The organism is Nitrospirota bacterium, assembly GCA_026387665.1.
Classification (GTDB): domain Bacteria; phylum Nitrospirota; class Nitrospiria; order Nitrospirales; family Nitrospiraceae; genus Palsa-1315.
This window is the reverse complement of the sequence record JAPLLG010000008.1, coordinates 120,809-133,851: the sequence shown is the minus strand read 5'-3', so window position 1 is coordinate 133,851 and position 13,043 is coordinate 120,809. Positions and strand designations below refer to the sequence as shown.

Below are 13,043 nucleotides of genomic sequence, written 5' to 3'. Positions count from 1 at the left end.
ACGTTATTTCAGTTAGTTAGGAACAGGCACTCTCCCAAAGATCGCGACAGGCTCAAAGGAGTGGCGCCATTGCGCCACAGCCATTCCTCTTGCGCCACAAACCAGCGGCGCGGGAGCCGCCGGTCGACCCCAGAGCCTGGCTCGGTGAGGATTCCAGGAAGGCTGGTACCCAGGCGAAACGTGGATAGAGAACCGTTAACGCTTAATGACGATATCGCGAGCGACTTTCCCACTCGGGCCGAAGGGCTTTTGCGGCTTGCCATTGAGCTCGCCTTTGACGCCCCCGGCATTGCCGAGCGTCAAGACAAACTGATCCTGGCCTTTCCATCGGCCCTTTTCTCCAGGCCTGAGCAGGGCCTCTTGAGGACTTCCTCCATCGATTTGGACGACAACCCAGCTCAGCTCTGTTGCCTCAAGATCCAAAACCAACTGCCCGTCCGTTGTGGTTCCAGTCCCTTCAAGCAACATGCCTCCCAGCGGCCCATCGCTTCCCAACGACGAAGGGGCCGGAGCGATCGGCGGCGGCACCGGCGAAACCGTGAGAGTTGGTCCTGGCGCTGGCTTCACATTGCTCTCCACGCTCACCTTGGGTGATGCAACAGGAGGCTCGCTCGGCTGAGCCTTGGGAACCGGTGGGGCCACCTCAGGCTGCGGAGTTGGCGGCGCGGACTGAGGCTGTTGATCCAACGGCGTGGTCCGCTTGGCAGCAGGGGCCGAAAGGTCAGAACTTGAACGGCGAACCAACAGCGAGGACTGTTCCCGGCTTAACAGGAAAATGAGCGTAAGGATAGCGATGCCGATCGCCACCGCGACGGCCTTGCGATTAGCTAACCGCTTCCGCTCTTCCTCCGCCTGCCTGAGCTTGAGACGGTCCCGTTCAATTTGCTTGTCGTAATAGGCGCCGGCCGACTGCACGAACCGCTGAATGGCATCGTCCTCATCAAGGCCAAGAGACCTGGCATAGGACCGGACAAAACCCCGCGCAAACACCTGATCCGGCAACTTAGCAAAGTTCCCGTCTTCCAAGGCCTTCACGAAATCGGTCCGAATGCGCGTCTTGGCCGCGACCTCGTCGATGGTCAGCCCCTTCGTCTCTCGCACCTGCCTGAAAAACTCACCGATCGATTCCATAGATGTCTCTCTACGGCTTCAGCCGTGTCAGCAGTTCTTTTGCAGCAGCGGCATACTCGCCGCCCTTATCAAGCGTCATCACCTTGGTCAGCGTTTCTCTCGCACGTTGCTCGAACCCCAGCTTGTGATACGTCCGCCCCAACTCCAAGTGTAACAAAGCCGGAGGAACGTTTGGCGGATTGACCACCAGGGCGTCCTCGAACGCCTCCATCGCTCCCTTATCGTCCCCCTCATGCGCCAGCGACCGGCCGAGATGGAAACGGGCCAGGTCCGGCGTCACATACAAGGGATTGGCCAGCGCCTGACGGAACGACGCGATCGCCTCCCGCCACCGCCCCTGCTTCTCCAAAACCTGGCCTAAATACGTGTGCGCTTCCGAGTACGTTCCATCGATCGCAATCGCAGCCCGGAACTCTTCCTCCGCTTGGGGCAATTTACCCTGGAGCGTCAGAATATGACCGAGCCCATAGCGGGCTTCCTTATTGTCAGGATCGAGTTTCGCGGCCTTCTGAAACGACACGAAGGACTTCTGCTGATCGTAATCCAGGCTCGCGACGCCCTCCTGATAATAGCCTTTTGCTTTCTGGATCGACTCCTCCGAGGCACAACCGGACAGACCTCCGACCACCAGAGCCACCGCCAACAACGAATACCACCGCAGTCGAATAACCGGATCGGCTGAGGCAGCTTGCATCACGAAATATCCTCGAAATGGGTCAACTGTTTAAAGGCTCGAAACCGCTCTTGCACTTCTTTGTAATCTAGGATTCGCAAACGGTCAAGGCTAAAGGCTTCCACGGTAAACGAGGCCATCACGCTCCCGAAAATAATGGCCTGTTTGAACGCCTCAGGGGAACGGTTCCCCGTGGCCGTCAAGTAGCCAAGAAAGCCGCCGGCGAAGGTGTCCCCCGCACCGGTGGGATCGCGCACATCTTCAAGCGGAAAGGCCGGAGCTCCGAACATCTGCTTCTCATTGAACATCAGCACCCCATACTCCCCGCGCTTGATGATGAGGTGCTTGGGTCCGCGCGCGAGTATTTTCTGTGCGACCTTCACGAGATTTGTATCTTCGCCGAGCGCACGGGCCTCCCCGTCGTTCACGATCAGGATATCGACCTTCTCCAACACTCGCCACAAGGCGTCCCGCTTGCCATTGATCCAAAAGTTCATTGTATCGCACGCGACCAGGGGAGGACGCGGAAGCTTCTGCAAAACATCCAACTGGAGTTCCGGGTCGATATTGCCCAGGAACAAGAGATCCGGGGACCGGTAGGCCTCGGGGATCTTGGGCCGAAAGGTTTCGAACACGTTGAGTTTCGTATCGAGGGTATGCGCTTCGTTCAGCTGGTGCGTGTACTCCCCTTTCCAACGAAAGGTCGCCCCGGGCTTTCGCTCCAGCCCCGTCACGTCGATCCCGCGGCTCTTGAGAAAGGCCAGGTGTTGCGGAGGAAAATCCTCCCCCACCACTGCGATCAGATCGACGGTGGTGAAGTAGCTGGCTGCAGTCGAAAAGTAGGTCGCAGAACCTCCCAGCACTTCGCTGACTTCTCCGAAGGGCGTCTTCACCGTATCCAGCGCGACCGATCCGACGACGAGTAACTTTCCCATGGCTTACCGTTTCCCTTTCTTCACCGGCACAACCCGATCCATCAAGAGGGCCAGCTTCCGTCTGAGCGGAGCCGGCATCCGATCAGGCGCCGTAATAATGGCATCCTGCAAGGCGCGCTGGCAGCTGCATGATGTCACGTCGGCCACCGCGCGCAGCGCCGTCCGCAATAATCGTTTGGCCAGCGTGACATTCTGACGAAGCGTGGTCAAAATGCCCTCGACGGTCACAGCCTCTTCCGTCTCATGCCAGCAATCGTAATCCGTCACCAAGGCCACCGTGGAGTAACAGAGTTCCGCCTCGCGCGCAAGCTTGGCTTCCGGGAGATTCGTCATCCCGATCACGCTCGCGCCCCACTGACGATACAAGCGCGACTCCCCTTTGGTCGAAAACTGCGGTCCCTCGATGCAGAGATAGACCCCGCCCTCATGCACCGCGGCGCCGACCGCCCTGGCCGCAGCCGACAAGGCCGTCCCGAGCGACGCGCAGACCGGATCGCCAAACGCCACATGCGCGACGATCCCTCCCTCAAAAAAAGTAGAGACCCGCTTCTTGGTCAGATCGATAAACTGATCCGGCAGCACCACATCCCCCGGCTTGATCGACTCCTTCATACTCCCGACCGCGCTCACAGAAATCACCCGCCTCACCCCCAGCGATTTGAGCGCATAGATATTCGCGCGATAATTGATTTCCGATGGGTTGAGCCGATGGCCTCGTCCATGCCGCGAGAGAAAGGCAATGCGAATCCCGTCCAGTTCGCCAAGCACCACCTTATCGGAAGGAGCGCCGAATGGAGTCTTGACCGCAATCTCCTTGACCGTCCTGAGCCCCTCGATATCGTAGAGCCCGCTGCCGCCAATAATTCCGATGTCTGCCTTCACGGCCTTCCCCTGTCGTGTCATCCCTGCTCCCCAAGTATCGTGAGAAATTGATCCACCTGCCCGATCACCAGCTCCGCCGTTCGCTGAACCGAATCCGATTCGTCAATCATCAACCATTGAATCCCCGGTTCCTTTCGAAACCAGGTCATTTGTCTCTTAGAAAAATGTCTCGTATCCCGTTTGAACCGCCGGACCATTTCAGCCGCATCGTACTCGCCAGCCACATGCTCGGCCACCTGCCGATACCCCAACCCCTTCATAGCCGCGCCGTCGCGCTGATAGCCCTGAGCCAGGAGCTGCTTCGTCTCGTCGATCAACCCGTGAGCCAGCTGCCAATCGATCCGCTCCTCGATGCGCCGATAGAGCACGTCGCGGTCCCGGTTCAAGCCGATGATCAACGCGGCAAAGGGCCGCTCGGCAAACCCATGCTCGGCCTGAAACTCTGACATGCGGCGGCCGGAGAGCTGATGCACCTCCAGCGCGCGGATCACTTTCGATTCGTCTCGCGGGTGCAACCGTGCCGCAGCCACAGGATCAACCGTCACGAGCCGCGCATAGAGCGCATCATGCCCCAGCTCCTTCATCTCCTGCCGCAAGGCTTCCCGCATCGCCGGATCGGCAGCCGGCGCGTCACACAGCCCATTGAGAAGCGTTCGCACATAGAGCCCTGTGCCGCCCACGACCAAAGGGAGGCGGCTATCTCGATAGAGACGCTCGATCTCCTCGACCGCCTGACGGCGATACAGGCCCGCATTAAACAGTTCATCAGGATTGGCAAGATCGATCAGCCGATGGGGGATCCCCTGGCGCTCTTCCATGGACGGCTTATCTGTCCCGATATCCATTCCACGATAGACCTGCCGGGAATCTGCCGTGAGCACCTCTGTCTCGAACGCTTTCGCCACCTCGACCGCGACACGGCTCTTGCCCACAGCGGTCGGTCCGACCACGACCACGACAGGCTTGCAGCGAACCTGTGCCTGGGAGAGACGGCGGGCCGCCTTCGCTGGATTGGCCATCATGTCCATCCGACCCGGCCGAATAACTTGGCGAGTTCATCCGTGGAAAGACGAAACGCGGTGCGGCGCCCATGCGGGCAGGTCATGATCAACCCTTCTTCGACCCAATCCTGCGTCAGCTGCTGAATCTCCGGCAGCGCCAAGGCCCGCCCGGCGCGCACCGCTCCATGGCAGGCCAGCGACGCCAGAACAGGCTGAACCTTCATTTCCAACGATGACACGCTGTCCCACTCCGTCAAATCGTCGAGCAGATCCTGCACCAAGCCTGCCACATCTACCTTGCCGAGCCCGACCGGCACACCGCGAACGGCAACAGCCGTCGCGCCAAACGGTTCGATCAGGAGACCGAGCTTTTCCAGATCATCGAGGCGTTTGAGCAACAATGCACTCTGCGCGACTGATAGCTCGATCGGCTCAGGAATCAAAAGCGGCTGCGACGGGATCGCCCGGCTTTGCCACCCTCGCCAAAGCCGCTGGAAGAGAACCCGCTCGTGCGCCGTATGTTGATCGATCACTTGCAGCTCTTCGCCCACCTGCACCACGAGATAGGTCCGGAGGATTTGCCCGAGCGGCACAATGTCCGGTTTCCCGGCCAACTGATAAGCCGCGCCAGCCTCCTGGGCGAAGGCCAACTGGCTCCCCTCTCCGATGCCGGACAGAGACGCCGCGTCTGGCACATTGCTCCGGGAGTCCTGCCGGAAACCTGAGATCGATCCTACAGGATGAGAGTCCCGCGACGGCGCAGCCTGCGGCGCCGTCGTGGAAGCGAACTCCGGCGCCGGCTGCGACTGTCCCGCCGAGGCGAGACCCAGCACGGACGTTCGCTCGGACCCACCGAGGGAATGACGGACGGATTGGCGCACTAACTGATGCAGCGCTTCCGTCTCCGCAAAGCGGACTTCTTTCTTCGTGGGATGGACGTTGACATCGAGCCGGTCCGGATCGCTTTCCAGAAACAGCACGAAGGTCGGATGAGACCCCTTGGGAAGAAACGATCCATACCCCTCCATGACCGCGTGAAACACCGTCGCATTGCGAACGGGACGCCGGTTCACAAACAGTTCTTGTGGTGTCTTCGAGGAGCGCGCATGGACCGGATCGACCATCACCCCGCGGATCGACAGGCCCGCGACTCGGCCCTGCACCTCTACGGTCCGATCGAGAAAAGCCGGACGGTACACTTGGAGAATGCGGTCACGGTCAGACGACACGGCCGGATAGTTGAGAATCTCCTGTCCGTTATGGGTTAGACGGAAATGCACCGACGGCCAGGCGAGACCTGCAAGCTGCACCACATGACTGATGTGGGAAAACTCGGTTGTGGTCGTCTTGAGAAATTTCTTCCTGGCAGGCTGATTGAAAAACAGATTGGAGACTTCGATCTTGGTGCCAGGCACGGCAGCTGCGTCCGCAATGGCGCCACCGGCTCCCCCTACCAGCGTGAGCTGCGCGCCCACCTGATCCTGCCTGGTCGCGGTCGTCACCAGCACATGGGACACGGAGGCGATGCTCGGCAGGGCCTCGCCGCGAAACCCCATCGTCGTCACCGAGGTCAGGTCCCGGTCGGATCGAAGCTTGCTGGTGGCATGCCGTTGAAAGGCCGTGGGGAGATCGGTGCGGCTGATCCCCTCTCCATCATCCGTCACGCGAATGAGGGTCAGGCCGCCATCTTTCACATCGACCGTAATATGGAGGCCGCCGGCATCGAGACTGTTTTCCAGCAGTTCTTTAACGACGGCAGCGGGACGCTCGACGACCTCGCCGGCCGCGATACGGCTGACCACATCGTCAGGAAGGACATGGATCTTAGCGGAGCAACTGGCGGCGGGCATGACGCGACACTCCAGAGGATAACTATAAGGAGAACGCCGCCTCGAGCGATCTCGCGGGACGTCTGACTATCGAATTTCGCCCAGCTTATTTTTGGCCAGCTTCGCCTCATCCGACAGGGGGAACTCGTCGATGACCCGTTTGAGATACTTCTTCGATTTGGCCAGGTCTCCGGTTTCTCCCGCCGCGAGGCTCAATTTAAACAGCGCCGCCGGTACCTTTTCATTCCCCGGATACTCCGTCGACAGATATTCGAACGACTGCATCGCGCGCGCATAGTCTTTCTGCTGATAATAGGACTCGCCCAGCCAGTAATGGGCATTGGGCGTGAGCGACGTGCCGGAAAAATCCTTCACAAACCGCTGAAATCCCGCCACGGCGAGATCGTATTTCCCGTTGAGATAATCGTTATAGGCCAGATTGAACGCCGACGTCGGCGTGAGCGACGGCACACCAGGCATCATCGGCGACGTATCCGAGGATGACGCCGGCTTCTGAGGCTTGGCTGGACGAGCTGGCTCTCCCGGGGCTGGCTCCCCCTTGGGCGCAGCGGGAACGGCCGGCGCCTCATCGAGTTTGGCCAACCGGCCCTCTATTTTTTGAATCCGCGCAGACAATTCATCAAATCTCGGATCGAGCTTCGGCTTCGCGGAGTCGCTGTCTTTCGTCCGCTCCAGCGACTCCAAGCGCCGTTGCAGCGCATCCAGCCGCTTCTGATCTTGCTCTTGAAACTTCGACACCGCCGCTGTTTGGTCACGCAGCTCCACGAAATCCGCATGCGTGGCGCATCCGGCGAGCAGCAGCACGGTCCCGGCCGTAAGCACGACCAACCCTGTGGCGCCTGTTGTTTTGTGCATCACCGTTCTCGTCACTCCTTCAACTGGGATAATTTATCGGCTGCTTTCCCGGCCTCGGAACTTCGTGGATACGAGGTCACTACCTGCTTAAAGGCGGAAGCGGCGCGCTTCTTATCCTTCATCGCCAAATAGGCATAGCCCTTCTTCAACAGCGCCGCCGGCACTTTCTCGCTCTTCGGGAAATCCAATTCAACACGGTCATATGAATCGATCGCCTGCCGATAGTCTTTCTTTCCGTAATACGATTCGCCCAGCCAATAACGCGCGTTGGGAGACAGATCGGAATTCGGATGGTTTCGCAAAAACGCGGCGAACCCCTCCTTGGCTCCATCCAGATCCCCGCTGCGAAACAGGGTCAGCAATCGCTCATATTCTAGCTTCTCTTGGTGTGCCACCCCCTGACTGACGTGAGATGAGGCCGGCGCGCCGGATGCCGGAGCCGCTTCAGTCGGTGCAACCTCCCGCTCGACCCGCGGGGATTCAGAAAAGGGCTCCACCGATGATTGATGGGACGGCTTCGTGGCCGGCTGGTGCGCCCCCGGCTTCTTTCCACGCAGATGCGCATCCTGATCGATCGCCCGGGACAACGCATCCAAACGCTGGTCCTGCTCGTCGAAACGGGCCGCAAACTTCTGCGCCACGGAGGTCAGGCTCTTATTCACTTCGCTCAAATACCCGGTCACCGACTTATTCATCTCGTTGAGATGGGCCATCGATGCTTTGCCCGCCTGCTCTTCCTGGCTCAGCCGTTCGTTCAACCCCGTCAATGAATCCCGGAACTCCGCCAAGGACCGACTGAACTGCGCGAACTGCTCGGCCAGCTGCTCGGAACGGATCTGGCTGGTTCCCGCCGCCTTTTGCTGTTCCTCCAGGCGGGCATCCACATTCTTCATCAACGCGCCGCCGGTCTTCTGCACCACCTCGATCAGCTCTTTCCGCAACGTTTCGGTCTGCCGGTTCACATCGTCCAGACGGCTGTTCACGTCCGCCATGAACCGCTCGCGGTCTTCTTTACTTTTCAGTTCCTGTGTCTCGAAATTTTTCTGGGCCCAGGCGTAACGCGTGGCGCTCTCCGCCTCTATTTTCGCCGCCAGCTGCTCGAGCTTCTTCGCTTGCTGCTTAAGATCGTCCTGCTTCCCTTGGAGCTCCTGCGCCTGATGCAACGCCCGATCGACATCGCCACGCAATTGCGGCAGCTCCTGCTCCCGGAGCGCAGAGATCTCATGGCCCTGCCGCGCGCGAGTCTGAGCCGACTCATCGCTGGACTGCTTGATGCGCTGCTGAAGATCCCGCTCCGTCCGTTTGAGATCAGCCTCTTGCGCCACACAGCCGGCGGTAAGCACCGCGCAGAGCGAGATCCAGACTCCGCTCATCTTGCCATCAATCCACATCACGCTAGCTACTCCTCACAGGCAACTCGCCCCCGACTACTTTCCCGACTTCACCACCAGATGGCCACGCCGATTCTGCTGGTAGCAGGGCTCCGCATGTTCACTGCAGGACGGCTGTTCTTTTCCATAGGACACCACGGACAGACGATTGGCGCCAATACCCAGTTCGACCAAATAGTTCCGCACAGCCTTCGCCCGCTTCTCTCCCAGGACAAGGTTATAGGCGGAGGTTCCGCGCTCGTCACAATGCCCCTCGATCTTGATCTGCGCGCTAGAGCTGGACTTGATCCACTCGGCATCGCGAGTCAAGGCCTGGCGTCCCTCCTCGGAAATCGCCCAACTATCGTAGGCGAAAAACACATCGCGCAACCCGGCTGCGGCTGAGGCGGCCTGCTCGGCACGGAGATCATCCATTTGCCGCGCGGCGCTGGCGGAGGGATCGACTTTCGCCAGCATCGTGCCATTCCCCACTCGCTCCTCCGACGGGCTCTTGTCGAGACCCCGAAGCCCGCTGCCACTCGGCTGAACCCCGGTGCTCGGGAAGCTGCCGGACGTGACGCCGCTCTCTGCGCTTCCAGTCTTCGCCGGAGCTTGAGCAGACGAATCGCCGCCCGATTGAACGGACTTCGACGCGCAGCCAGCCAGACCAATCAATGCCAGGCTCATCATCGCCAAACCGTACATATACAGTGTCTTTTTCATGGATCGCTCTCCTCTTTGTAAGTTACTCATCTCAACCGTTACCCTCGTGCATTCGACTCACACCATCGCACGGTCAGCCTCAGGATGCCGGAGACCAGGAGGGCGCGCTATTGCGCGTGCCTTCAAAGGTCAGCCGCTCGAGATTCTTGCCGTCCGCATCGATCATATAGATGTGGCTCTTTCCCTCGACCGTCGAACTGAACACCAGATGGCGGCCATCCGGGGACCAGGACGGCGAGTCATCGACGCCCAGCCCCGTCGTCAACTGCATCCGCTTCTGCCCATCCGGCGAGATCACGCACAGCTTATACTCTTTATGAATCCGGCACACATAGGCGATCCAGTTGCCGCGCGGCGACCAGACCGGCGCTGCATTATAGTCCCCCTCGAACGTCAACCGGCGCACATTCGACCCATCCGCGCTCATGAGGAATATCTGCGGCCCGCCTCCCCTGTCGGACACAAAAGTCAGCTCTCGTCCATTCGGAGCCCAGGAAGGAGACAAGTCGCCGGACGGATGTACCGTCAAACGCTGAAGGGCTTTCGTTCTGGTATCCAACAGATAGAGTTCGGAATTGCCTTCGTAGCTGGAGGCAAATGCCAGAAAATTTCCATCGGGCGACAGGGCCGGCGTAATATTCAACCCCCCCAGGGACACCACCGTCCACCGCTTGCCCGTCGCCAGCTCGATCATGTCGATGTCCTGCGTATTCCGGCTGCGATAGGCGGTGAAGACGAGAAACCGGCGATCCGGAGACCAGCGCGGCATCAGGTTCAGAAAACCATCGGCCGTCACCTGACGGGCATCATGTCCGTCATAATCCATGACGGAAATCTCGCGGGCGCCCCCATGCTCCGCGACATAGGCGATCTTGGTCCTGGCAATGCCCGGCTCGCCGGTATACCGAAAGACGAGCTCATCGGCAAAACGATGCGCCATGAGCCGCAGGACCGCCGGCGCACCGGCATACCGTTTCCCCCCGATCACCTCGTCGCTGCCGCTGTCATAGACGAGGCCTTCCATATTCACGTCGGCTTCTTTACCCGACTCTTTCAGGCTTGCCTTGCCCCAGACCAGCACCGACACCCCGTTTTCCGCCGCTTGCTTGAAGACGGCCTTGGCGCCGCTCTCCATCCCTGTGCCCAGATCGCGAGCCTTGATCCCCATGCTCGGCAAATCCACCAGATCGAAAACCAAGGAGCGCCTCACATCCTTCTTGAGAACTTCTTCGATCCGCCCCCCCAACCAGTCGGGACCTCCCGCGTTCTGAATCCCTGCAACAGCCAGAGAAATCTTTTGGAAATCTGGGCGAGTCGCTTCAAGAAACACGTCCGCCGCGCCCGATTCAAGAATGCCAAAAGCCCCTGCTGCCAGCAGGAGCCCTCCAACCACCGAACTGATCCATTTCACTTGTGTCATCCGACCGGTTCTCCGACTCGAAATACCATTTCTATATCCTTATAACCGTCCGTCATATCGGCAGGAAAAGCCGGGAGCACTCGCGGCCGCAACACAGCGCGCTGCCCCGCCATGTCGAAATAGGTATTACCAGAGGTCTGCTTAACCACCACATCTTTGATCATCCCATCCCGTTGCAGCCGAAACTTCACGATGACCTGGTAGGTCTGCCCCGCCATATCGACAGGGGGAGGCTCCCACTGGCTACTGATAATTGATTGTACCCGAGCCCAATAGGAACTGGACCCGGCCATGCCAGCAGTCTTCAGCGTCGTTTCAGGAGTCTTCAGCGCCGACACGTTCGCCTGCTGCTGAGCCACCGGCTTGGCCGGCGCCTCACTGGACTTGTTCTCACGTGGCAGATCCAGCTTGGCTGCAGGCTGAAACGGCTTGATCTTCTTCAGCTCTTCTTCTAACTCACGATTGAGATCGTCGCTGACCGACGATCGTGGCGCCGGCTTCGCAACCGGGACTGGCGCCGCATCCGGGACACGCGGGATATCGAGCGACTTCATTTTCGCCGCCTGCTGTGGCTGCCCCACCGACTTTGCGGGGCTCAAATCCCCGAACTTCGGCGCATCAGGAGGCAGCTGAAAATCCCGCAATACATCCCGCTTCACCCCGCCCTTGGGAGGCGCGACGGGAGGAGCCTGTGCGGCTGGCTTGGCTGACGGGGCAGGAACCGGTTTCGGATCCGAAACTTTCGCTGATTCGGTCGGCTTCGCCGGCTCGGCTGGCTTGACCGACTCAGCTGGCCTCACTGGTGCAGGCAGACTGACCAGCGACACTTCCACCGACGTCAACGGCCGTTCAGCCCGTTGCGGAAGCCTGAGTCCTGTCGCCACGAGCACCACCACATGCAGCGCGAGCGACCAGACCAACGTCCGCTTGAGGTGAACCCATACCCCGGCCTGATCGTCCTGGTCGAACCACAAACCTGACTGGACCGTCGCCTGGGACGCCATAATCACCAGCCCCCTCAAACACGTGGCCTTAATTCTTTCGTGGCGGGAGGTGCGGGAGATGCGGCGCGACCACATGTTCTGGTCCGACCGGCTCCGTTACCATCCCGATCTTCTCGATCCCGGCTTTTTTAATGCCGTCAATGACTTGCACCACGACACCATACGGCACGTCGCGATCCGCCCGGAGGTACAGCGACACATCCGGATGCGTCTGCTTCAAGAGCTTCAGCTTTTGCTCAAGCTGAGCCACGCCGACCGGATCTTTATCGAGATACAAGCGGTGATCTTTTTCGATCGTCAATACAGTCCGCATTTCCGGCTTGATCGTATTGGTCGCGGAGGTCGGCAGCTTGATATCCATCCCGCGATACAGCATTGGCGCGGTGACCATAAAAATCACCAGCAACACGAGGACCACATCGACGAGAGGGATAACGTTGATCTCTGCCAGAAACCGGCGGTGCCGAGATTCCAGGGTCATCCTTGGACTCCGGCCGGAACTGGTTTCGCCTTCGCGGTAGTCGAGAGAGAGGCCAGAAGCTCAATGGTCACCGAATCCAACCGGAAGGCCGTATTCCGAATCCGGATGAGGAAGTAGTTGTAGGCGATGACCGCGGGGATGGCGGTGAAGAGACCGGCGGCCGTCGCGACGAGGGCCTCCGCTACGCCGGGCGCAACCGCGGAAATACTGGCGGTCCCTTGCGTCCCGATCTCACGAAACGCGTCGATGATGCCCAGCACGGTTCCAAGCAGACCGACAAAGGGCGCAATGTTGCCCGTCGTGGCCAGAAAGGGGAGGTAGGTCTCAAGCCGTGAAAGCTGACTTTGCCCAAGATAGGAGGCCGCTCGCTCGATGATGTGCTGATCGACGGGTCCCGCGCCGTTCTTCCCCTCGACACGGCCAGATCCCACCCGCTCCATCACCCCTTCGAATACGGTCGCGCAGGGACTCCCTTCGAGTCGTCGGACTTGCCGGTAGAGTTCGTCGATGTCTTTCGTTTTGGCCAACAACGCGAGGAAGCGCCGATCCTCTCGGTCGGCCACCCGGAACGCGCGCGATTTGGAAAAGATTACAGCCCAGGAGACGACCGAAAATACGAACAGAAGCAGAAGCACGATTTTGGAGACCGAGCCAAGCGAGCCGACCAGTCCGGACAGACCTGTCTGAAACATGCAGCGCTAACCTTTCCAGACTCTCG

At 59.8% G+C, this 13,043-nt stretch carries 13 protein-coding genes; all 13 read right to left on the bottom strand.

Features of this window, described 5'->3' with window-relative positions; all coding sequences use genetic code 11:
* Window positions 1–195 precede the first annotated feature (195 nt).
* The 13 genes from NT179_08030 to NT179_07970 all read right to left on the bottom strand — a co-directional run bounded on the left by NT179_08030 (window position 196) and on the right by NT179_07970 (window position 13,017).
* Window positions 196–1,131 carry a DUF4115 domain-containing protein gene (locus NT179_08030; protein MCX5721959.1) on the bottom strand — a complete coding sequence of 312 codons (936 nt, stop codon included), beginning with the start codon at window positions 1,129–1,131 and terminating at the stop codon, window positions 196–198.
* A gap of 10 nt (window positions 1,132–1,141) precedes the next feature.
* Window positions 1,142–1,825 (bottom strand): tetratricopeptide repeat protein, encoded by a 684-nt coding sequence (locus tag NT179_08025; protein MCX5721958.1) that lies wholly within the window; start codon window positions 1,823–1,825, stop codon window positions 1,142–1,144.
* A complete protein-coding gene (locus NT179_08020; protein MCX5721957.1) occupies window positions 1,825–2,739 on the bottom strand; it encodes a PfkB family carbohydrate kinase in 915 nt (304 codons plus the stop codon). Before NT179_08020 ends, NT179_08025 begins: the two co-directional genes overlap by 1 nt.
* 3 nt (window positions 2,740–2,742) lie before the next feature.
* A complete protein-coding gene (mtnP, locus tag NT179_08015; GenBank protein MCX5721956.1) occupies window positions 2,743–3,621 on the bottom strand; it encodes an S-methyl-5'-thioadenosine phosphorylase in 879 nt (292 codons plus the stop codon).
* Between the two features lie 17 nt (window positions 3,622–3,638).
* Window positions 3,639–4,643 carry a tRNA (adenosine(37)-N6)-dimethylallyltransferase MiaA gene (miaA, locus tag NT179_08010; protein MCX5721955.1) on the bottom strand — a complete coding sequence of 335 codons (1,005 nt, stop codon included), beginning with the start codon at window positions 4,641–4,643 and terminating at the stop codon, window positions 3,639–3,641.
* Complete coding sequence (mutL, locus tag NT179_08005) at window positions 4,640–6,472, bottom strand: DNA mismatch repair endonuclease MutL (GenBank protein MCX5721954.1); 1,833 nt, start codon at window positions 6,470–6,472, stop codon at window positions 4,640–4,642. Before mutL ends, miaA begins: the two co-directional genes overlap by 4 nt.
* 66 nt (window positions 6,473–6,538) lie before the next feature.
* Window positions 6,539–7,327, bottom strand: coding sequence for a tol-pal system protein YbgF (gene ybgF, locus NT179_08000; GenBank protein MCX5721953.1), 789 nt, complete (start codon window positions 7,325–7,327; stop codon window positions 6,539–6,541).
* A gap of 11 nt (window positions 7,328–7,338) precedes the next feature.
* Window positions 7,339–8,718: a tol-pal system protein YbgF gene (gene ybgF, locus NT179_07995; GenBank protein MCX5721952.1), complete on the bottom strand. Its 1,380-nt coding sequence runs from the start codon at window positions 8,716–8,718 to the stop codon at window positions 7,339–7,341.
* 36 nt (window positions 8,719–8,754) lie between these two features.
* Entirely contained in the window at window positions 8,755–9,420 is a 666-nt protein-coding gene (pal, locus tag NT179_07990; GenBank protein ID MCX5721951.1) for a peptidoglycan-associated lipoprotein Pal, read from the bottom strand.
* 79 nt (window positions 9,421–9,499) lie between these two features.
* Window positions 9,500–10,840 (bottom strand): Tol-Pal system beta propeller repeat protein TolB, encoded by a 1,341-nt coding sequence (gene tolB / locus NT179_07985; GenBank protein ID MCX5721950.1) that lies wholly within the window; start codon window positions 10,838–10,840, stop codon window positions 9,500–9,502.
* Window positions 10,837–11,844: a TonB family protein gene (locus tag NT179_07980; protein ID MCX5721949.1), complete on the bottom strand. Its 1,008-nt coding sequence runs from the start codon at window positions 11,842–11,844 to the stop codon at window positions 10,837–10,839. The genes tolB and NT179_07980 overlap by 4 nt, the downstream gene beginning before the upstream one ends.
* 28 nt (window positions 11,845–11,872) lie before the next feature.
* The gene (locus tag NT179_07975) at window positions 11,873–12,325 is read right to left on the bottom strand and encodes a biopolymer transporter ExbD (GenBank protein ID MCX5721948.1); all 453 of its coding nucleotides are present in this window, start codon (window positions 12,323–12,325) and stop codon (window positions 11,873–11,875) included.
* Window positions 12,322–13,017 (bottom strand): MotA/TolQ/ExbB proton channel family protein, encoded by a 696-nt coding sequence (locus NT179_07970; GenBank protein MCX5721947.1) that lies wholly within the window; start codon window positions 13,015–13,017, stop codon window positions 12,322–12,324. The genes NT179_07975 and NT179_07970 overlap by 4 nt, the downstream gene beginning before the upstream one ends.
* Window positions 13,018–13,043: the final 26 nt, after the last annotated feature.